Annotated in this window: 24 protein-coding genes and 1 tRNA gene; 18 read left to right on the plus strand and 7 right to left on the minus strand. The window is 67.1% G+C overall.

Annotated elements, in window-relative coordinates; all coding sequences use genetic code 11:
- Window positions 1–3: 3 nt before the first annotated feature.
- Complete coding sequence (locus ACFYYJ_RS26680; RefSeq protein WP_389136078.1) at window positions 4–759, minus strand: GntR family transcriptional regulator; 756 nt, start codon at window positions 757–759, stop codon at window positions 4–6.
- 78 nt (window positions 760–837) lie between these two features.
- On the opposite strand from ACFYYJ_RS26680, the gene ACFYYJ_RS26685 reads away from it, so the two are divergent.
- The 3 genes from ACFYYJ_RS26685 (at window position 838) to ACFYYJ_RS26695 (ending at window position 2,314) form a co-directional block, all read left to right on the plus strand.
- On the plus strand, window positions 838–1,116 hold the full coding sequence (locus tag ACFYYJ_RS26685; protein WP_389136080.1) for a hypothetical protein: 279 nt from the start codon (window positions 838–840) through the stop codon (window positions 1,114–1,116).
- 248 nt (window positions 1,117–1,364) lie between these two features.
- On the plus strand, window positions 1,365–1,589 hold the full coding sequence (locus ACFYYJ_RS26690) for a hypothetical protein (RefSeq protein ID WP_389136083.1): 225 nt from the start codon (window positions 1,365–1,367) through the stop codon (window positions 1,587–1,589).
- Window positions 1,586–2,314, plus strand: a complete 729-nt coding sequence (locus ACFYYJ_RS26695) for a GntR family transcriptional regulator (RefSeq protein WP_389136086.1) — start codon at window positions 1,586–1,588, stop codon at window positions 2,312–2,314. The genes ACFYYJ_RS26690 and ACFYYJ_RS26695 overlap by 4 nt, the downstream gene beginning before the upstream one ends.
- 140 nt (window positions 2,315–2,454) lie before the next feature.
- Here the strand turns inward: ACFYYJ_RS26695 and ACFYYJ_RS26700 are convergent, their stop codons facing one another.
- From ACFYYJ_RS26700 to ACFYYJ_RS26720, 5 genes are all read right to left on the minus strand, one after another.
- Entirely contained in the window at window positions 2,455–2,580 is a 126-nt protein-coding gene (locus tag ACFYYJ_RS26700; protein WP_389136088.1) for a hypothetical protein, read from the minus strand.
- 296 nt (window positions 2,581–2,876) lie between these two features.
- Window positions 2,877–4,733: a DUF262 domain-containing protein gene (locus tag ACFYYJ_RS26705; RefSeq protein WP_389136091.1), complete on the minus strand. Its 1,857-nt coding sequence runs from the start codon at window positions 4,731–4,733 to the stop codon at window positions 2,877–2,879.
- Window positions 4,734–5,043: 310 nt separating this feature from the next.
- A complete protein-coding gene (locus tag ACFYYJ_RS26710) occupies window positions 5,044–5,868 on the minus strand; it encodes a helix-turn-helix domain-containing protein (protein ID WP_389136094.1) in 825 nt (274 codons plus the stop codon).
- Window positions 5,869–7,001: 1,133 nt separating this feature from the next.
- Window positions 7,002–7,211 carry an e9imm peptide gene (locus tag ACFYYJ_RS26715; protein WP_389136097.1) on the minus strand — a complete coding sequence of 70 codons (210 nt, stop codon included), beginning with the start codon at window positions 7,209–7,211 and terminating at the stop codon, window positions 7,002–7,004.
- Complete coding sequence (locus ACFYYJ_RS26720; RefSeq protein WP_389136100.1) at window positions 7,208–7,672, minus strand: NUDIX hydrolase; 465 nt, start codon at window positions 7,670–7,672, stop codon at window positions 7,208–7,210. The genes ACFYYJ_RS26715 and ACFYYJ_RS26720 overlap by 4 nt, the downstream gene beginning before the upstream one ends.
- Window positions 7,673–7,690: 18 nt before the next feature.
- Here ACFYYJ_RS26720 and ACFYYJ_RS26725 point away from each other — a divergent pair, with 18 nt between their 5' ends.
- From ACFYYJ_RS26725 to ACFYYJ_RS26775, 11 genes are all read left to right on the plus strand, one after another.
- Complete coding sequence (locus ACFYYJ_RS26725) at window positions 7,691–8,473, plus strand: GntR family transcriptional regulator (protein WP_030819190.1); 783 nt, start codon at window positions 7,691–7,693, stop codon at window positions 8,471–8,473.
- A 139-nt stretch (window positions 8,474–8,612) separates the two neighbouring features.
- Entirely contained in the window at window positions 8,613–8,951 is a 339-nt protein-coding gene (locus ACFYYJ_RS26730) for a hypothetical protein (protein ID WP_389136103.1), read from the plus strand.
- A gap of 2 nt (window positions 8,952–8,953) precedes the next feature.
- Window positions 8,954–10,312: an FtsK/SpoIIIE domain-containing protein gene (locus ACFYYJ_RS26735; RefSeq protein ID WP_389136105.1), complete on the plus strand. Its 1,359-nt coding sequence runs from the start codon at window positions 8,954–8,956 to the stop codon at window positions 10,310–10,312.
- Between the two features lie 78 nt (window positions 10,313–10,390).
- Complete coding sequence (locus ACFYYJ_RS26740) at window positions 10,391–11,038, plus strand: DUF2637 domain-containing protein (RefSeq protein WP_389136108.1); 648 nt, start codon at window positions 10,391–10,393, stop codon at window positions 11,036–11,038.
- 9 nt (window positions 11,039–11,047) lie between these two features.
- On the plus strand, window positions 11,048–11,239 hold the full coding sequence (locus ACFYYJ_RS26745) for a mobile element transfer protein (protein WP_030650006.1): 192 nt from the start codon (window positions 11,048–11,050) through the stop codon (window positions 11,237–11,239).
- Window positions 11,240–11,258: 19 nt separating this feature from the next.
- On the plus strand, window positions 11,259–11,417 hold the full coding sequence (locus tag ACFYYJ_RS26750; protein WP_389136111.1) for a hypothetical protein: 159 nt from the start codon (window positions 11,259–11,261) through the stop codon (window positions 11,415–11,417).
- 22 nt (window positions 11,418–11,439) lie between these two features.
- On the plus strand, window positions 11,440–11,775 hold the full coding sequence (locus tag ACFYYJ_RS26755) for a SpdD-like protein (RefSeq protein ID WP_389136112.1): 336 nt from the start codon (window positions 11,440–11,442) through the stop codon (window positions 11,773–11,775).
- A 90-nt stretch (window positions 11,776–11,865) separates the two neighbouring features.
- The gene (locus tag ACFYYJ_RS26760; RefSeq protein WP_389136114.1) at window positions 11,866–12,051 is read left to right on the plus strand and encodes a hypothetical protein; all 186 of its coding nucleotides are present in this window, start codon (window positions 11,866–11,868) and stop codon (window positions 12,049–12,051) included.
- The gene (repSA, locus tag ACFYYJ_RS26765; RefSeq protein ID WP_389136116.1) at window positions 12,048–13,439 is read left to right on the plus strand and encodes a replication initiator protein RepSA; all 1,392 of its coding nucleotides are present in this window, start codon (window positions 12,048–12,050) and stop codon (window positions 13,437–13,439) included. Before ACFYYJ_RS26760 ends, repSA begins: the two co-directional genes overlap by 4 nt.
- An 11-nt stretch (window positions 13,440–13,450) precedes the next feature.
- Window positions 13,451–13,624: a helix-turn-helix transcriptional regulator gene (locus tag ACFYYJ_RS26770; RefSeq protein ID WP_389136323.1), complete on the plus strand. Its 174-nt coding sequence runs from the start codon at window positions 13,451–13,453 to the stop codon at window positions 13,622–13,624.
- Window positions 13,621–14,994, plus strand: a complete 1,374-nt coding sequence (locus ACFYYJ_RS26775) for a tyrosine-type recombinase/integrase (protein ID WP_389136119.1) — start codon at window positions 13,621–13,623, stop codon at window positions 14,992–14,994. The genes ACFYYJ_RS26770 and ACFYYJ_RS26775 overlap by 4 nt, the downstream gene beginning before the upstream one ends.
- Window positions 14,995–15,210: 216 nt before the next feature.
- On the opposite strand, the gene ACFYYJ_RS26780 is transcribed toward ACFYYJ_RS26775, so the two are convergent.
- A tRNA-Arg gene (locus ACFYYJ_RS26780) sits at window positions 15,211–15,282 on the minus strand.
- Window positions 15,283–15,438: 156 nt separating this feature from the next.
- Between ACFYYJ_RS26780 and ACFYYJ_RS26785 the strand changes: the two genes are divergently transcribed.
- The 4 genes from ACFYYJ_RS26785 (at window position 15,439) to ACFYYJ_RS26800 (ending at window position 19,831) form a co-directional block, all read left to right on the plus strand.
- Window positions 15,439–15,864 (plus strand): response regulator, encoded by a 426-nt coding sequence (locus ACFYYJ_RS26785; protein ID WP_389136122.1) that lies wholly within the window; start codon window positions 15,439–15,441, stop codon window positions 15,862–15,864.
- Between the two features lie 97 nt (window positions 15,865–15,961).
- A complete protein-coding gene (nrtL, locus tag ACFYYJ_RS26790; RefSeq protein ID WP_389136125.1) occupies window positions 15,962–16,936 on the plus strand; it encodes an ArgS-related anticodon-binding protein NrtL in 975 nt (324 codons plus the stop codon).
- A 19-nt stretch (window positions 16,937–16,955) separates the two neighbouring features.
- A complete protein-coding gene (gene lysA, locus ACFYYJ_RS26795; RefSeq protein WP_389136128.1) occupies window positions 16,956–18,347 on the plus strand; it encodes a diaminopimelate decarboxylase in 1,392 nt (463 codons plus the stop codon).
- A 194-nt stretch (window positions 18,348–18,541) separates the two neighbouring features.
- The gene (locus tag ACFYYJ_RS26800; protein ID WP_384586237.1) at window positions 18,542–19,831 is read left to right on the plus strand and encodes a homoserine dehydrogenase; all 1,290 of its coding nucleotides are present in this window, start codon (window positions 18,542–18,544) and stop codon (window positions 19,829–19,831) included.
- The last annotated feature ends 6 nt before the right edge of the window (window positions 19,832–19,837 follow it).

The following is a 19,837-nucleotide window of genomic DNA, read 5'->3' on the forward strand; positions in this document are numbered from 1 at the left end:
GAGCTACCGCTTGATGGGGATCTCGTAGACGATCTCGCACAGCGCCGCGGGGATGACGATGTCCGCGGTTTCCACGGGCTGTCCCTGGTCGCTGTAGTACGTCCGCCGGATGTGCGTGACCAGAGCAGCCTTCTGGATCCCGAGGAGCGATGCCTCCTCGGCGGTCGCCTGTCGCGGCTCCGGCTGCTCCACGGCATGGCTGACCGTGATCCCGATCGCGGCCATCCGGTTCACGACGCCAACGCCGGCGTGCGGTCCACCTTCCGGCAGGACGACGAGCGTGCCTGTGGTGAGTTTGTACGGCTCCCAACTCGTCGACAGCTGTACGGGCCGACCATCGGCGAGGAACTCGTAGACGGTTCGTACGCACAGATCACCCGCGGCGATTCCGAGCCGCGCTGCGACCTCAGCCGGGGCCGGCACCTTCGCTTCGGTCCGGCTCTCCCAGTTGCCCTGCTTGCCCAAGGCCTGCATGTCCGCCCGGAACGGAGAACCGCCGGGCTGCTCGCGGGCCGATGACCGGACGACCCGTACGCGCCGACGAGGCTCGGCAACGTACGTGCCCGAACCCGCGCGACCCTCCAGCACTCCCTGAGAGATCAGTAGCTCCTGGGCCCGGCGAACCACGTTCTCGCCCACGCCACACTCCTCGGCGATCTGGCTGCGAGAGGGTAGCCGATCCCCGGCCGTCCACACATGCTCCGCGATCCGCTGCCGCAGGACGTCGGCGATGCGGAGATAAGGCGGCTGCTCAGGCATGTGGAAAATCTAGTCCACTAGCTCTAATCTAGTTAACTAGCTTCACTCAACGTGTTCAATCGGCGACGGAGGCCCTCTGTGCCCGCTTCGGAAGCAAGGGCAGAGGACCTCGCCGCCCGGTTGTCGGTTCTCGGGCTGACCACGCGCGTGGAGCCGCACACCACGTACACGTCGATCGAGGCGGAGGTACCGGAAGCGCTGCCCGCCGAATCGTGGCGGGAGGTCCTGGAAGTCGTGGCGGAGGCCGACCGATTCGGGCTCCTCGCCAGCAGCTTGACCGGCCGCACCCTCTGGGCCGCCGTAAACGAAGCGGTCCCCGTGACGGGCGATGTCCGGGGACCTGGCCATCAGCGATAGGAGCTGATCAGCGTGTCGAACCGTATGGTCCCCACCCCCGCCCACACCAGTGGGCGCCCGCTCAGGCCGGGCCCACCACCCGGCGCGGACGATCCCTACCGGTCGAGCTCGTGCGCGATCGGCACCCACAGTGAGTGCGCACAGTCATCCCCTGCCACGACCCCCATCGGAGTGCCCGTAACCTACGAAGCCTGTGACTGCACGTGCCACACGGCGGGCGACCCGTCCGAGCCGCGGCGGGTGACCCAGTGAGGGGATGGACGCCAGCCGGCGCCCTCGCCACGAACGTCGAGATCACCTCGAAAAGCGTGCAGCGCGGCGACGTAATCCAGGTCGGCGGACAGCATTGCCGCGTCATCGACCTGATCCAACTCCCCGCCAACGCCAAGCGACTGCGATTCGAATCGGGCGAGCAGCTGACCATGCACGCGCGGACCCGACTCGTCGCGCTGCGGATGCGGAGGCACTGGTGACCCAGCCTGCGCCCACCCGCTGGCACGCCATCGCTGATGACCTACGAAACCAGATCTCGGTGGGCCGCCTGAAAGCCGGCGACCGCCTCCCCTCAGAGACTCAACTCGCGTCCCATTACAGGGTCAGCACGCCAACACTCCGGAACGCCCTCGCTCTCCTCCAGGGCGAAGGCCTCGTGGAGAAGATCCACGGCAGCGGCAACTTCGTCCGCCACCCGCTCCGCAGGACCACATACGTCGGCGGCGGATACACATCGAGCGCGCCACCCCTGGTCGAAGAGGACCTCCATACCACCGTCCACGCCAGCAACCTCCGAGCGCACGGCCATCTGACCGCCCTCCTGAACGTCTCGCCCCGTAGCCCCCTAATGGAATTTCGCTGCCTCAGCCACCAGGGGAAAACACCGCACAGCCTGGCCCGAATCTACGTGCCCCGCGACCTGGCGCCGGCCGACCTCCCGGAAGGGTTGTTAGTTGCACGTCTGCCAGACCTGCGCCCACCGCTGGCCTTGGTCCAGGAAACGGTCAGCGCCCGTCTCCCCACTCCAGACGAAGCGACGACCCTTCGCATCAGCTCGGCCCTGGCCATCCTCTGCATCACGCGCGTGGCAACCGATACCACCGGCCGCGTGGTCGAGGCGGCCCTCCTGGCACTCCCCGGCGATCGTGCCGATGCCGTCTTCACCACCCACCACACGACCGAAGCCAGGAAGGCGGAAGCGTGACACCTTCAAACGAACTGCGACTCCTGCCGTGGTTGGGCCCAGACGGCAAGCCCTGCTTCCTGAGCGCCGACGACAATTCTGGCTACCTGTCCCGCCTCGCCGACAAGACCGAGGCTGCGCAGCTCAGCTTGGGGGCCGAACTACTCGACCACGCCGCTGAAGTCCTTGCCGACGAAAAGGCGGATCTGCGTGAACTCCGCCTCTTGGTAACGGACCTGGCTGGAGCCTTGGGGGAAGTGGTCCGCGTAGCAACTAGCCGCGGCCATCGCCTAGCGATACCAGCCTTCTATACCCTCGAGGAACGCATCGCAGCTCCTCGCCAGCCAGCAGCCTCTGAATAGCAGCTCCACACCAAGGACAGTGAATCCCCCAGTAGCTCTCTGGTGGCTTCACTGTCCTTGCGTGACGGCTTCGGAGGCGCTATCCCTCTTCGTAAACCCTGATCGCGGCCACGGCGAGGGTTCTTCAGCTGCCGCCCGTCCATAAACGGCCCATGTTCACCACAAACTGCGGCTGCCGTGAAGGCGGCTACGGGATTGAAGATGGGCTTCGCAGCCAGTTCCTACCCAAGCGTGAATACCTTACAGGCATTCTCGAGAAGATCATCTCTTCTTTTTTCATACTCGGCAATAGACCATTGATCGTGGGCTGCCAGATTCTTGGTCATCCCCACTCGACTTGGTGCATAATAGGTCGTCTTCTTCGATGCGAAGTCCTTGTTTCCGGCCTTCGAGTTCTCGTCAGGGCCGAAAAACGTAAGGTTTCCCAAATGGTGACAGACGGCGTCGAGCTGAGGGTTAGATGTGAAAGCCCCAGGATTCTGCGGGTGAATATGTTCGATCGTGACTCGATCTAGATCGAAAACCATCATCGTGTCGGGTTTAGGCAGGCCAATTCCACCCTTATTGAGCCACGTGCTATGTTCCTCGAGAGTAGTAAGAAGCTCCCGGATATTACTACGTTGCGCTCCACCGTAATCGTAGCGAAGTCGGGACTCCAGAGCAGACTTAAACTGGTCATCCGGTGCCGATTTTTCGATGAGTGCCTTCAGCTCGGATCGCAGCCCACCCCAATTGACTGCCTTGCTTTCCGCCTTTGCGTCTCTCACTTTTTTCGCTTCTGCGTAGTATCGCTTGGCCGGCGCAGTGGCGTGCCCCCCACACACGTTCTTATATCGGAACGAGAAGATTTCGAGCATGTAGACCAGTTCGGCAAACCTTTTCTCGTCGACGCTGCATGCAGCGGAGAGTAGAAGTGGCATTGCAAGTTCATGCTTAAGGCTGATGACTAGGCGCCGCAGGCGGTCTTTGTGCCACGCCGTGACTGCGGGGGCGGCGCCCGGGGTTACGTGAGATTTGTATGGCCAATCCCCCTTCCTGATTTTGAGGAAAAGCTCCATTTCATTACGGAACTCGTTAACCTTGTCGATCACCGCGCTTGCTTCCGACTCGTCGCTTGCTTCCGAGTTTGGGAAGTACTCCTCCTTTAGTTCCTTAAAAATCGGCAGCCCAGTGCGCCCGCCCGTAGTGGAGGGATAGTAGGCAAGGAAGAAGTCACTAACGTCCTTGCTGGGCGCGGAGAGGATTTTGTCCCAGATTTCCGCCACCTTGTCTTGGTGCTTCGGGAACCGGTGAACAGTTTCTAGGGTGTAGCTGCGAAGGAGATCGGCGTCCTCCAATGAGCGTCCGCGATCATTCAGTACGCTGAATAGCTGATACGCGCGATCGCGATCGCTTGAAACAATCTGAATTACGTGCGATTGGGATACGATAGCCGTACGGATCCTGTCCAATGCGGCTACCTGCTCTTGGTGGGTGCCTTCCTTCAGGGCGCGGTCTATCAGAGCTGTGCGGATCTGCGCTTCTGCGGCCGCAAGTAGCTCGTGACTCTCACGATCCGGCTGCACTTCCTCGCCAGAAATCAAACACTGAAAGAAATCATCGTCAGCGCGGGAAAGGGCCAATCGAGGAAGCGATTCGGTGACGCCGGCGCTTACGTTCGCGTTTCGCCACTCGAGGAAACGATCACGAGTGTCAGTTGCGAGAGTTTCCGCGGAGGCTGCTGCTTGACTGTCTCCATGCTCCGTCGCGTCGTTCTTTACCGACAGTGCGGCGCGATAGATCTGTGCGAGAGTCAGGACGATGGTCGCCAGGCGTTGCTGCCCATCCACGATCTCGTACTTGTGAGGGCGAGGCTGCGTGTGGTCTGTGTGCTCGATGCATACCAAGCCACCGAAAAAATGACTCGCTACATGAGGATTTCCAGACATCAAGTCTTTCACATCGTCTGTGAACGCCGTGACTTGATCCTCCCACGCGTAGGATCGTTGATAGCGGGGCACGAAGAAGGGGTGGTGCTCTTGCAGCAAGTTGCCGATGGCGACGCTGCGCGGGGTTACCGATTCGGCACCAAAAGCCATGCTTCTCTCCTGTCTGTGGGGCCAAGGGCATCATTATGGACAGCTCGTGGCGATCACCGCAGGCGAATCGCTGTACTGGCCTGCCGGAGCCCCTCGAGGTTGGGTACGCCGGGCAGCCCCAGCTCTGTATGCGACGTTGCCGGGTGGTCACGGCCTGACTGTCCGAGGGGCCGCTTCGGGTTAAGGCTCGCAGTCGGCATCGTTGGCCCCCATCCGTGTGGCGAGATGCCATGCATCACTGCGATCTGGCCAGGCGTTTTAGTGAGGGACGGATCCCGCCTGCAGTCGATGCCGGATGCCGGAGGAGAGTTCAAGATTCCGCACAACGGTGCATTATTTCAAAGAAGAACTGCTCGCCGGTTTTCCACAACTTGATATCATCGGTCCGAGTCTTAAACTTGCTTATCCTTAGGGCGAAGCAGGAGGAGCACCAGAACTGTGAATCAGCCTTCACTGGCGAACCCGTAGTGATGACGACGTTCCTATAGCAGCCCTCGCAGCGAATTAGAGTATCCTGGCTGGCGGTATTCACTAGAGAGGATTTGCGTACGCGTCGAGTCCTGATTTCGCGTTGATCGTGCGCCCCCACAGCGCAGCGCTCCCATGCCCGAGCCCATGCCTCAACATCGACTTGCCCGCAGCCCCGGGCGAACGCCAGCGTGAACTCTCGACTCGGCTTGGATTTGTTCCAAAAGAATCGACTCAATGTGCTGCGCGATAGAGGGCCGTAGGCATCAGGATTGGACGCCAATTCTCGATAGCTGGGACTTCCAGCGCGCTCGTAAGCGCCGATCAGGCATCTGCGGAGTTCATGAAATGTGTCTACATATTCGATGTTCAGCAGCCGGCCGAGGGGCTCGTTTATCTTCCTTCGACGGTTCCCTACATGAGCATTTCTTCGCAGCCGTTCAGCCTCTCTTGGATCTGCTCCGCAGGCGTCGGCAAACATGCGGACCACCCCTCGTGTGGGTACTACCTTGCCGGAGGCGGCACGGCGTAAAGTGTCCTCGCTGTACTTGGTCCTAATTGCAAGCTCGCGATAGCTGATGCCCGCACGCTCACGTTGACGTCTAAGCCAAAGAGCGAGTGTGCGGGCAACACCATCGGCGCCGACGGGCTCTTCGCGGCGCCCCATGCCTAGGAGCTAACTGTGGAGGTGATCACAATCGGACGCACGCCGCAAGTCTCGCGGAGGCGCAACGCGAGGTCCACGGTTTGGATGAGGAGACCAATCCCCACCGCCTGCGGAATGCCAACGAGCGGCAAGGCCACAACTATCAAGATCATAATTACAACGATGTTGACGTGAGGGCGCGTGACCCATCCGGTCAAGTGGCCGATACACCCACGGACACATCCCGTTTGCTTCATGGCGAAGGTCTCCTCAGTTTCGATGCCGGTTGCGACTGCCTCGCTGCCGCACGACTAGATGGTGGCCTCATGGCACCTTCGAACTCCACTCAGGAGTAGCGCTAGTTGCAGACCTGTCCCATGAAAGCCGCTCCGGCCGGGACGAAGCCCTCAACTATTTCCATGTACCTACTCCCAGCTCAGGGTGGGCTTGGGGCGCTTGTTAACCGCAGGTTTGTCCCATCCGAAGTCGCATGCTCCGGTGAGCGGTAGGAACGGATACCACAAGGGTGGAGGGGTCCTGAAGCGCATGTGCTCGTGGCTTGCAGGAGCTCCGCCAGCCCACCACTCACCTCAACTTCCATCCCTCCGCCCTCGACTCACACCGTGCAAGCCGGCATGGGCCAGGGCGCCAACACGGAGTGCGTCCCTGTACTAACAACCCCAGACTCAACGACACGCTCGTTGGCCACAGTGAGACCGGTACCGACGCGGAGCGACCACACCGGCCAGCGCCACTTCGCGGCAGCAGCTGCTCCCCACCCGCCAATTCCCGGTGGTGCGTTCGCCTCACGCGCCCGTCATCCGTGACGGCGGGGGTACGGCGCCTGGCCAGATTCAGGCCCGGCAGTCGGCCCGCCTTGCGTAAGAGGCCACCCCTCCCTCGCCGCTGGCCGTCTTTTGGCGCCCCCCTCTCGGCCGCAGTCGGCGGCGCTCCAGGCCACGCATGCCATGTGACGGTTGCCGTGTCTGTAGGTCAGCTTGGACTGCCCATCAACCCGAGCCCTAGGCGTGCGGACGGCGGGCGGGCTGGAGCGGGGCGGAGACAGGAGCGCAGGCCCGGGCGACGGGCCGCACGCGCCGCGCCGTGCGCGGCGGGTGCCTTGATGAAGTAGCGAAAGTCTTACCGCGCCCGGCTCAGAGCGCGAAAGGTTCGTATGCGAGTGCTCGGTCTACGACCTTCTCGGCAGTCAGGTCGGGGTCGAAGTCCCAGAAGATGTAGTCGCTGATGTGAGGGCAGCCGAGGCCTACTTTGAGGGACTCCAGGGCTGCGCCTGCTTCGGGCTCGTCGGTGATGCTGCCGTCCATGAGGCGTTGGACGAGCTTCACGGCTTCGTCGCGTGTCACGCGGTGAGGAGTTGGCGGCCATCGTGGCTGCGGACGTGGGGGCCTGCTTCGTCGAGGGCGTCCAGGAGGCGGATCGCGTAGACCTCGGACATCTGGGCTGCGACCTCTTCGGGGGTGAGCCAGGCGACCGCGGTCGATTCCGCTGAGGTGCGCTCTGTGCCGCCTGTCGGCTCGCAGCGGAAGACCAGGGCGACGATGCCGCGGGTGGTGTTCTTGTAGACCCCGGTGAGCTCCTGGACCTCGACCTCGATGCCGGTTTCCTCCAGGACCTCGCGGCGGACGCCGGCCTCTGGGGATTCGGTGAGTTCGAGGACTCCGCCGGGGAGCTCCCAAGTTCCGTTGTCCGCTCGGCGGATCGCCAGGAGTCGGCCGTCCTCGCGGAGCACTGCCCCGGCTACGGACACGGAGTGCAGTGGCGTTGACTTGGCCTGCGGGGAACCCGTACTCATGTACAGGAGCATAGGAGGAAGAGAAGGACTATGGGAACCGCAGTAGGAGGTGGCCGAGGGGCTGTGCCGCGCTACGTGCAGATCGCCGACGACATCGTTCAGCAGATTCGGGCCGGCGCGTTGAAGGCAGGCGACATGGTGCCGAGCGAGTCCGAGTTGGTGGAGCGCTACGGCGTCGCTGGCGGGACTGTCCGCAAGGCAATGCTGGAGGTCCGCGCGAGTGGGCTGGTCGAGACGCGGCACGGCAAGGGCTCGTTCGTGAAGGCCCGGCCGCCCGTGCGGCATCGATCCTCGGACCGCTTCCGGCGTACGCACCGGCAGGAGGGCAAGGCGGCGTACCTTGCCGAGTCGGCCCAGTCCGGGGCTGAGGCCTCGGTGAGCATGCTCTTCCGCGGGCCTATGGAGGCGCCGGAGGAGATCGCTGAGCGGCTCGGGGTGACTGTGGGGACTCAGGTGCTCGCACGGCGGCGGCTGTACTTCCGAGACGGGACGCCGGTCGAGACTGCTACCTCGTACCTGCCGTGGGACGTCGCGAAGGACATCCCTGAGCTGTTCGCCGACAACCCCGGGCCTGGCGGCATCTATGCCCGGCTGGAGGATCACGGGCACGTCTTCGCCGAGTTCGTGGAGACGCTCCAGGCCCGGCCGGCGGCCAAGGCCGAAGCAACCGAACTGTCGCTGAGCCCCGGTTCCCCGGTCGTGCACCTGCTGCGCAACGCGGTCACCGAGGAGGGGCGCGTGGTGGAGGTCTGCGACACCCTCATGGCTGCTGACCAGTTCGTCTTCGAGTACAGGATCCCCGCGCGCGACTGACGCTCGCTCAACTCCTCGCAGCCCGCCCCGAGTTTCCGCTCGCGGCGGGTTGACTCATGTATAGGAGTGATGCACTCTTCTTCATATCACTCCTATAGAGGAGTGAAGGAGTTCGACCCCTTTAGAGGAGTGATCTGTTGTGCGTCAGATTCCCGTCGACACCTCCGGCGCGACCGTGATGGTCGCCCAGCCCCCGCAGCTGAAGATGCGGGACAAGAAGACCGGCCAGATCGCCCTGGACGGCGACACCGGCGACAACCTCATGACCGTGGACGTGCTGTTCGTGATGAACGGCAACGCCGAGGTCATCCCCGTGACGGTGGCCGAGCCCGGCATCTCCGGTGAGCTGGCCATGGGTACCCCGATCGCGCTGACCGGCCTCGTCGCCCGGCCGTGGGAGAACGAGTTCAACGGTCAGAAGCGCCACGGGATCAGCTTCCGCGCCGTGGCGGTGACCTCGCTGGTCAAGGCGGGCTGAGCATGGACGCCTTATGGGTCACGCTGCTGGTGGTCCTGGTCGCCGCGCTCTTGCTGCGCTGGCTGCGACCCACCTGGTACTGGCTGACCTTCGGAGTCACCTTCGCGGCGGTCCGCGTCCTGATCCGCTACCGCTCGGTGATGGACGCCTGCGGGCTCACCGTCCCGCCCGCCCGCTGGCGGCTGGCCCTCGCCCGGGTCGCCAACCGGCCTGTTCCTGAAGCCCGGTCGCCCCGCATCCTGTGGCTTCGTCCCACAGCGACCGGCCTGGTGCTGAGGCTGAAATTGCGGCCCGGACAGGACGCCTTCGACTTCTCCGCGTCGTCCGACCGGCTGCGCCACTCCTTCTCGCTCCACAACGTCGTCTCGCGAGAGATCCGCTCGGGCGTGGTCGAACTGAGGATGACGGGCTACGACGTTCTCAGGCGGGTGCGCATGCCGGCGGTCGTTCCCGGTGAGGGGCTCCGGGTGCCGGTAGCGCTGCGGGAGGACGGGGAAGTCCACTACCGGGACTACCGGCAGGTCCCTCACGCCCTGAACGTCGGTGCGACCCAGTCGGGGAAGTCCGTGTATCAGCGGACTCTTGTTGCGGGGCTGGCGCCGCAGAACGTCGCCCTCGTCGGGATCGACTGCAAGAACGGCGTGGAGCTCGCGCCGCTGGCAGCGCGGTTCACTGCCCTGGCGGACAACCCGGACGCCGCAGCTGACCTGTTGGCGGCTCTTGTCGCCTACATGGGGCGCGTCTACGAACTCATCCGTACCGAGCAGCGGATCAGCGTAGGCCTGCCGGACGCGGAGATCACCGCGGACATCTGGGACCTGCCCGCGCACCTGCGGCCTGTGCCGGTCGTGCTCCTGGTCGATGAGGTCGCGGAGCTGGCACTCGCCGCGAACAAGGCGGAGGAGGCTCGGCGAGATCAGATCGTCACCCACCTCGTGCGGCTCTCCCAGCTCGGCCGCGCCGCCGGCATCTACCTGGAGATTTGCGGGCAGCGTTGCGGCTCCGAGCTCGGCAAGGGGATCACCATGCTCCGTGCCCAGCTCACCGGCCGTACCGCACACCGCGTCAACGATGAGACTTCGGCGAACATGGCCTTCGGGGACATCTCCCCGGATGCCGTCCTCGCCGCCGTCCAGATCGACAAGGACCGCCCCGGCACGGCTGTGGCCGGCGACTCCTCCGGCGGCTGGTCCCGGATCAGGGCCCCGCACACCACGCTCCGGCAGGCCGTGGACACCTGCAACGCCCACGCGTACCGCACCCCGAGCATCCCGGAGCTGGAGCCCTTCCGGCCCGCGGTCCCGGTTCGTGTCCTCATCGGCAAGGTCCAGCCGAAGCCCACTGCGGCAACTGCCTTCTAAGCACTTGGTCCCACCCGGTCGGCGCGGCCTCACGCGCCAAGTCCCTACCCCACCCATGCCTGAAAGGAGGTGAATCCCATGCCCCGCCTGGTCCGTCCGGACGCCGTCCTCGTCCAGGCCGTCATCGCTGGAGCACTCTCCTTCGCCCACCTGCACGACCTCGCCGAGGCCGCCGGTCAGCACGGCTGGAAGGCCTGGGCCTACCCGGTCAGCGTTGACCTGCTCCTCGTCGCAGCCTGGCACCGTCTCCGCAGCCTGCGGGACGCGGGGGAGTTCGCGGGCTCAGCCTGGTCGTGGTTCGTCGTTGCCCTCGCGGCCTCGCTCGGCGCGAATGTCGCCACCGCCGGCCTCCTCGACCTGGGCGACGTCCCGGACTGGCTCCGGATCCTCGTCGCCGGATGGCCCGCGCTCGCCTTCCTCGGCGGCACGCTCCTGGTCCATCGGCCTACGCCGCCCAGCGAGCAGGAGCCGGAGCCTGACCCGGAGATCCCGCCCGCGGTCGAGCGGGCGGCAGAACCCGGCGTACAGGTCGCCTCGGTCCCCGCTCTGCCGGCCCCGGAGGCTGCCGCTGCGGTCACCGCTCCGCCCGCGCTCGTCGCGCACGCCCAGAAGGTCGCCGCCGACCACCGAACCCGCACCGGCTCGGCCATCGACACCGAGACCCTGCGCGCCCGACTCGGTGTCCCGTCCCCGATGGCCGAAGCCATCGCGGCTCAGCTCGTCTGAGGAGTTCCCATGCCCGTACGGATCAACTTCCGCTCGCTCATGAAGATCGGCCCCGTCCAGATCGGCACGTACCGCGACCGGCACGGCCGCACGAAGGACGCCGCCGTCTGCGTCAACGACGGCTGCGGCTGGTCCTCCGACTACAGCTCGTCGACCGCCGCCCAGCTTGCCGCCCGCTCTCACCGCTGCCGCGTCAGCTGACCCCAGAAGGAGCCCTCTCGTGGATGTCCCGCTCTGGCTCGCCCTCATCGTCGTCGGCGTTCTCGGCTGCAAGCTCATCCGCCCGCCGCTCTGGCTCGTCGCAGTGATCCTGCTCGGCGGCTTCCTGCTCGCGGACAGCTTCCTTGCCCCGGCCATCGACACCGCGATCAACAAGTAGCCCGCCCCGGAAGGAGAACCACATGATCCGGCCCAAGATCCCGGTCAACCCGCTCCCGACCGGCCTCGTCACCCCGCTCGTCCAGCCGAACACAGCTGTCGAGCCCCACCGCGGCACGGCCGCGGTCTGCGGCTGCTCTCAGGCGCCTGCACCCAGCCAGTCGGCCGCCCGCGTGCTGCCCGCGGTGCGCCTTACTCCGGCTGGCCTCGTCGCCGCCGTCGCCGGGGGAGCGGGCTTGGTGCTCGTCGTCGGCGCGGTTCTCGTCTCGATGCTCCTGGCCGTCGCCATGACCGGCGCCTCGGTCGCCGTCTGCGCCGTCGTCCTGCGCTCGCTGCTCAACGGCCGGCACCACCGCTAACCGGCCCCGGGACGGCCTCAACCGCCAAGTCTCCGCCGTCCCGGCGCCGTGCTCCTGCCCGAACCAGATGATCCGGAAGGAAGCACCATCATGTCCCAGCACCACCCCACCCCGGCGCAGGTCTGCCTGAACTGCGACGGCTTCCCCGCCGTGAGGGTCTCCCTCGGCGGCCGGGACCGCACCGGCGCCCTGCGCACCATCACCGCCCACTGCCCGGCCTGCCACGGCACCGGCCTGCGCCGCCCCGCCCTCGCTCACCAGCAGGTGACCGCGTGACCGACTCCGCGACCCTCGCGGACCTGGATCCCGGCCTCCTCGGCGACATGCTGAAGGTGGCCGGGGCTCCCGGTTACGCCCGCTGGGAGGACCAGATTCGCCGTACCGGCGGCTGCTCCGACCCGATTCACATCACCGGCTGGAGCGTCGCCAAAGACAAGGCTTCGGGGGAGGTCCTGCACCGGTACTCCACCGAGAACGAACCCGGCGCCCGCCTCCGCATCGCCTGTGGTAACCGCCGCGCCTCCCGCTGCCCCGCCTGCGCCTGGACCTACTCCGGGGACACCTACCACCTGATCCGGGCCGGCCTCGCCGGGGACGACCGCCGGAACATCCCCGCCGCCGTCCGCGAGCACCCCCGCGTCTTCGCCACCCTGACAGCACCGTCCTTCGGCCCGGTCCACAACCGCCCCTCCGGCCGCCCGTGCCGGTGCGGCAAGCACCACCAGGAGGACGCCCCAGAGCTCGGTACCGCCCTCGACCCGGACACCTACGACTACGCGGCCGCCGTCCTCTTCAACAACCACGCCGGACAACTCTGGCAGCGCTTCACCACCCGCCTGCGCCGCGAGATCGCCGCCTGTGCGGGGTTGACCCAACGTGAGCTGAAGGAAGTCGCCCGGGTCTCCTACGGCAAGGTCGCCGAGTTCCAGAAGCGTGGCGCCGTCCACTTCCATGCCGTGATCCGCATCGATGGCCCCGACGGTCCGGACACCCCGCCGCCGGCCTGGGCCACGACCGGATTACTCGACCGCTCCGTCCGCGCTGCCGTCGCCCATGCGTACACGTCGGTCACGGACCCGGCCGCCGCCGATCAGCCCGCCCGGACCTTCCGCTGGGGCACGCAGCTCGACGTACGACCCATCAAGGCCTTCGGGGACGGTTCTGACATCACCGAACAGGCCGTCGCCTCGTACGTCGCCAAGTACGCGACCAAAGCCGCAGAGAACACCGGCACCCTCGACCGTCGCATCGGCAACCGCGAAGCACTCGTACTCCTGGACGTGCCAGACCACGCCGCCCGGCTCATCGAGGCATGCCTCGACCTCGACCCGCTCTATCCGGACCGCCGCCTCGCCGCCTGGTCCCACATGCTCGGCTTCCGCGGCCACTTCTCCACCAAGTCCCGGCAGTACTCGACCACGCTCGGGGCACTTCGCCAGACCCGCGCCGACTACCGGGCCGAGCAGGAGCGCCAGGAGCGCGGCCTCGGCGACGTCGAGCCGGACACCGTGCTCGTCCTCGCCTCCTGGCAGTACGCCGGCCACGGACACAGCCCGGGGGAGTCCGTCCTCGCCGCCACCATCGCCCGCGGCATCCAGCTCAACCGTCAAACCGCCCGTGAAGCCCTGCAAGAACTGCGCGCCCAGGAAGGAGTCGCGACGTGAAGGACGAGCTGATGACCACTGCGGAGATCCTCGCCGAGCTGAAGGGGATCTCGCGGCGGACCTTCTACCGGTGGCGCGAGCTCGGCAAGGCACCCAAGGCCTTCACGTTGCCGAACGGTGAGCTGAGGGTCTGGCGCTCCGACTTCCACGCCTGGCTTCGGTCGCGGGAAGGAGCCGCCGCGTGAAGTCGCTGGACGTCAAGATCTGGAGTGTCCGGAAGCGAGACACCAAGCGTCCGTCCTACGACGTTCGCTGGTCCGTGGCCGGGCAGGTCTTCTCCGAGTCCTTCCGGACGAAGGGGCTCGCGGACAACTACCGGTCCAAGCTCATGCGGGCTGCCCGTGACGGGGAGGAGTTCGACACGGCGTCCGGGCTCCCCGCCTCGATGGCCGAGCCGAAGACGACGTTGACCTGGTACGCCTTCGCGTTGAAGTACCTCGCGATGAAGTGGCCGCACGCGGCGCCGAACACCCGGGACGGCATCAACGAGTCGCTGACCTCGGTGACGATGGCGCTCCTGAGCGAGCTCCCTGGCCGCCCCGCGGACGCCGAGCTGCGGAAGGCCCTGAGGAACTGGGCGTTCGTCCTGCCCGGCCCCGATGACCGGTACCTGCCGGCGGACGTCGGCAACATCCTGCACTGGGTCGCCAAGGCTTCCCGGCCGCTGTCCGACCTCTCCGACCCGGCCTTGGGGCGGGCGGTCCTCGACTCGCTGAAGATCAAGCTGGACGGGACCGCGGCAGCTGCCGAGACCGTACGGCGGAAGCGGCGCACCCTGGTGAATGCCCTGCTTTACGCCGTGGACCTCGGAGAGTTCCGGGAAAGCCCGCTGGCGGCCGTCCGCTGGCAGAAGCCCAAAGTCTCCAACGAGGTGGACCCCCGGGTCGTGGCCAACCCGGAGCAGGCCCGTTCGCTGCTTCACGCGGTCTCGTATGTCGGTGGCTACCGCCGGGCACGCGGCCGCCGGCTGGTTGGCCTCTTCGCCGGAATGTACTTCGGGGGCTTTCGGCCGGCCGAAGCCGTGGGGCTGTCCGAGCCGGACCTGACGCTCCCGGGCTCCGGCTGGGGCACCGCGTTGCTTCACCGGACGAGGCCGAGCGTCGGGAAGCAGTGGACCGACTCCGGGCAGAGTCACGACGATCGCGGCCTGAAGAACCGGCCCACGGAAGACGTCCGCCGGGTGCCGATCCCGCCCCAGTTCGTGTCCATCCTCCGCGAGCACCTGGACACCTTTGGCACGGCCGCGGACGGCAGACTGTTCGCCAGTGAGGGCGGGGGAGTGGTGTCCTCGTCCACCTACTACCGGGTGTGGCAGGAAGCTCGGATCCTGGCCCTGCCGCCGGCCGTCGCGGCCACTCCGCTCGCCAGCCGGCCGTACGACCTCCGGCACTCGGCGCTCTCCACGTGGCTCAACGCCGGCGTCGACCCGACCGAGGTTGCCGAGCGGGCAGGCAACAGCGTGGAGGTGCTGCTCAGTCGGTACGCGAAGTGCCTCGACGGGCGCCAGGAGGTGGCCAACCGTCGGATCGAAGATCTGCTGCGCGAGTACGAGTGACCACTAGTCGGCGATGCGGTGCGAGGCCCCTGGACCTGTCCGGGGGCCTTCCGCGTTTCTCAGGCTGACCTGCGGCGATGCGTCAAGATCCTGTCCACGAATAGTCCACAGGGTCTGACATAGGGGTGCACAGGGCGGCAGTTGGCTGCACATACGCGAAGACCCCGGCTTCAGCGTTGCCGCTGATGGCGGGGTCTTTGGGCACTTCCTGCGAAGTGCCCCCGGCAGGATTCGAACCTGCGCACACGGCTCCGGAGGCCGTTGCTCTATCCCCTGAGCTACGGGGGCGCTGTCGCTGGTGTTGCTGCGACGGGTTGAACACTACCAGCTTCGGTGGGGTGATCAGGAACCCGTTTACGCGGGAGTAGGGGGGTGGGTCCCCCGGACGGGGTGGAAGTGGCGAAAAGCCGGACGCGGGGGGCCCGGTCGACCTACTCTCGAGTTGTGCCAGGCGTCTCAGGCCGGGTTCTTGTTGTCGACGACAACAAGGTCATCCGGCAGCTGATCAAGGTCAATCTCGAGCTGGAGGGCTTCGAGGTCGTGACCGCGAATGATGGTGCCGAGTGTCTGGACGTGGTGCATCGGGTCTGTCCCGACGCGATCACCCTTGATGTGGTCATGCCCCGGCTGGACGGGTTCGGGACCGCCGCGCAGTTGCGGGCCGATCCGCGGACGCGGGACGTGCCCGTTGCGATCGTGAGCGCCTGTACGCAGCAAGAGGTCGAGGCCGGGATCGCGTCAGGGGTGGACGCCTTTCTCGCGAAGCCCTTCGAGCCCGCCGAGCTGGTGCGGGTCGTGCGGCGGTTGATCGAGCGCAAGGACCGGCGCGACGGGAGGAAAGGGGCTCCCGCCGGGAGGGGGAGGGGCTGAGGTTCGCCCGGCTCGGTCCGGGGGTTGCGCCGTGGGCTTCTGTTCACATGGCGAAACTCTTCGCGGGATGAGAGGGCGTCTCCCCTAGGCTGGTCCCGTGACCCCCGCTGACCTCTCCCGTTGCGTCGTACGTGCCGTGCGCCGCGCCGTCGAGGACGGGGAACTGCCGGCGGAGACGGTCGTGCCGGAGCGGGTCGTCGTCGAGCGGACCCGGCCCGGTGGGGTGGGGGACTACGCCACGCCCGTCGCCTTCCAGGTCGCCAAGGGTGTCGGGTGCCCGCCGCGCGGTGTGGCGGACGTGCTCGCCCGCCTGCTTGGCGAGGTTCCCGGTATCGAGCGGGCGGACGTCACCGGTGCCGGCTTTCTGAACTTCACGCTCGGTCCGCGGTCCGTCGTCGGCCTCGTACGGGACATCCGCGAGCGCGGGACCCGGTACGGGTACGCCGACGGGGCCGTCGAGACCGAGCCGTTCTGCTGGGAGCGCGCCGCCGGGCTGCGGCAGCGGGCCGTCCACGAGGCTGCCGTGCGGCTCCTGCGCAGTCAGGGAGAGGGGTACGGCGGGCCTTGGCCGGGCGTCGCGCCCGTCGCCAAGCGGGACGGGGACGTGGTGGCCCGGTACGGCCCCGATGCCGTCCGCTGGGCCGCGCTGACCGTGCCCGCTCGTGAGACGCCCCATTTCGATGATCGTCTGCTCGTGCAGGGGGAGACGAGCGAGCTCTTCCGGGTGCGCTACGCCCATGCGCGGAGCCGCGCCCTGCTCAGGAACGCCGCCGGACTGGGTTTCGACCCAGAGGCCGGGGACGTGCCCGGTGCCCACGGGCTGGTGCAGACCCTCGCCGACTACCCCCTCGTACTCGAAGCCGCCGCGCACCACCGTGCGCCCGAGCGGCTCGCCAGGCATCTCGTCGAGGTGGCCGACGCGCTGCTCGACTTCCAGCACTGCGTACTGCCCAAGGGCGACGAGAAACCCTCGGCCGCCCACCGTGCCCGGCTGGCTCTTGCCGAAGCCGCCGGGACGGTGCTGGCCGGCGGCCTGGCCCTGCTCGGCATGGACGCACCCGAACGCCTGTGACACGCGAAGAGAGATACCGATGAGCCGTTCCGCGCACCCCGCCGGACCCCGTCACGCCGATGTGCTGCCCGAGGGGCACTACTCGCCGCCGCCCGCCGACCTCAACGTGCTGGATGAGAAGGTCTGGGCGCGGACCGTCGCCCGTAATGCGGAAGGCGTCGTGACGGTCGGGGGGATCGAAGTCACCAAGCTCGCCGAGGAGTTCGGGACCCCCGCCTATTTCCTCGACGAAGAGGACTTCCGGGCCCGCTGCCGGGCCTGGGCGCACGCGTTCGGCAAGGACGCCGACGTGTTCTACGCCGGGAAGGCGTTCCTCTCCAAGGCCGTCGTGAAGTGGCTGCGGGAGGAAGGGCTGAACGTGGACGTGTGTTCCGGTGGGGAGCTGGCGACCGCGCTGGCCGCCGGGATGCCTGCATCCCAGATCGCTTTTCACGGGAACAACAAGTCCGAGGGCGAGATCCGCCGGGCCGTCGAGGCCGGTGTCGGGCGGATCGTGCTCGACTCCTTCCAGGAGATCGCCCGCGTCGCCCACATCGCCCGCGAGCTGGGCGTGCGCCAGCCCGTGCAGATCCGCGTGACGGTGGGTGTGGAGGCGCACACCCACGAGTTCATCGCCACCGCTCATGAGGATCAGAAGTTCGGGATCGCCGTCGCCGACGGCAGCGCCGCCGAGGCCGTGCGCCGGGCGCTCGGGCACGACAGCCTCCAGCTGCTCGGCGTCCACTCCCACATCGGCTCGCAGATCTTCGACATGGCCGGCTTCGAGGTGTCGGCGAAGCGCGTGGTGCAGCTGCTGGCGGCCGTGCGGGACGAGCACGGCGTGGAGCTGCCCGAGATCGACCTCGGCGGCGGGCTCGGCATCGCGTACACGTCCGACGACGACCCTCGCGAGCCCCACGAGATCGCCAAGGCGCTGACCGAGATCGTCGCCCGGGAGTGCGAGGGCGCGGGGCTGCGGGCGCCGAGGATCTCCGTCGAGCCGGGGCGGGCCATCGTCGGGCCGACGGCCTTCACGCTGTACGAGGTCGGCACGATCAAGCCGCTCGAAGGGCTTCGGACGTACGTGAGCGTCGACGGGGGGATGTCCGACAACATTCGGACGGCCCTGTACGACGCCGAGTACTCCATCTCGCTCGTGTCCCGCACCTCCGACGCCGAGCCGATGCTCGTCCGCGTCGTCGGCAAGCACTGCGAGAGCGGCGACATCGTCGTGAAGGACGCCTTCCTGCCCGCCGACCTGGCGCCCGGCGACCTCCTCGCCGTGCCCGCCACCGGCGCCTATTGCAGGTCCATGGCCAGCAATTACAACCACGCGCTGCGGCCGCCCGTGGTCGCCGTGCGCGATGGTCAGGCCCGGGTGATCGTCCGGCGCGAGACGGAGGAAGATCTCCTGCGACTCGACCTCGGGTGATTCCGTTATTTCTGGGGGATGCCCTCCGAACCCAGAAATAATGGCCTCAGGAGTCTCAAGGGGTGTCTCACGCATTGGACCGAGGGTGGAAACTGCTGTCCATTGCGTGAGACTTGTTCTCATCCCGCGTTCCCACCCCGCGCGCAAGCCGCGCGCGGGGTACTGATGGAAGATCGAAAGGCGTAGGTCGAATGATGCGTACGCGTCCGCTGAAGGTGGCGCTGCTGGGCTGTGGAGTGGTCGGCTCGGAAGTTGCCCGCATCATGACGACGCACGCCGACGATCTGACGGCCAGGATCGGCGCGCCCGTCGAGCTCGCCGGCGTCGCGGTGCGTCGTCCGTCCAAGGTGCGCGAGGGCATCGACCCGGCGCTCGTCACCACCGATGCGACCGCTCTGCTCAAACGCGGCGACATCGACGTGGCCATCGAGGTCATCGGTGGCATCGAGCCCGCCCGGACGCTGATCACCACCGCGTTCGAGAACGGCATCTCCGTCGTCTCCGCCAACAAGGCGCTGCTCGCGCAGGACGGTGCCGCGCTGCACGCCGCCGCCGAGACCCACGGGCTGGACCTGTACTACGAGGCCGCCGTCGCCGGCGCGATCCCGCTGGTCCGCCCGATGCGCGAGTCCCTCGCGGGCGACAAGATCAACCGTGTGATGGGCATCGTCAACGGAACGACGAACTTCATCCTCGACAAGATGGACTCGACCGGCGCCGGCTACCAGGAGGCGCTCGACGAGGCCACGGCCCTCGGGTACGCCGAGGCCGACCCCACCGCCGACGTCGAGGGCTACGACGCCGCCGCCAAGGCCGCGATCCTGGCCGGCATCGCCTTCCACACCCGCGTCCGCCTCGACGACGTCTACCGCGAGGGCATGACCGAGGTCAGCGCCGCCGACTTCGCCTCCGCGAAGCGGATGGGCTGCACGATCAAGCTGCTGGCCATCCTGGAGCGCGCCGCCGACGGCGAGTCCGTCACCGCGCGCGTGCACCCGGCGATGATCCCGCTCACCCACCCGCTCGCCTCCGTCCGCGAGGCGTACAACGCGGTCTTCGTCGAGGCGGAGGCCGCCGGGCGGCTCATGTTCTACGGGCCCGGCGCGGGCGGTGCCCCGACCGCGTCCGCGGTCCTCGGCGACCTCGTCGCCGTCTGCCGCAACAAGCTCGCCGAGGCAACGGGGCCCGGCGAGTCGGCCTACACCCAGCTGCCGGTCAGCCCCATGGGGGACGTCGTCACCCGCTACCACATCAGCCTCGATGTGGCGGACAAGCCGGGCGTGCTCGCCCAGGTGGCGACCACCTTCGCGGAGCACGGGGTCTCCATCGACACCGTGCGGCAGCAGGGCAAGGACGGCGAGGCCTCCCTCGTCGTCGTCACCCACCGCGCACCCGACGCCGCCCTCTCCGGGACCGTCGAGGCGCTGCGGAAGCTGGACACCGTCCGCGGTGTCGCCAGCATCATGCGTGTTGAAGGGGAGTAAGGACCC

This window comes from Streptomyces sp. NPDC002467 (assembly GCF_042889825.1).
In the GTDB taxonomy this organism is placed as follows: domain Bacteria; phylum Actinomycetota; class Actinomycetes; order Streptomycetales; family Streptomycetaceae; genus Streptomyces.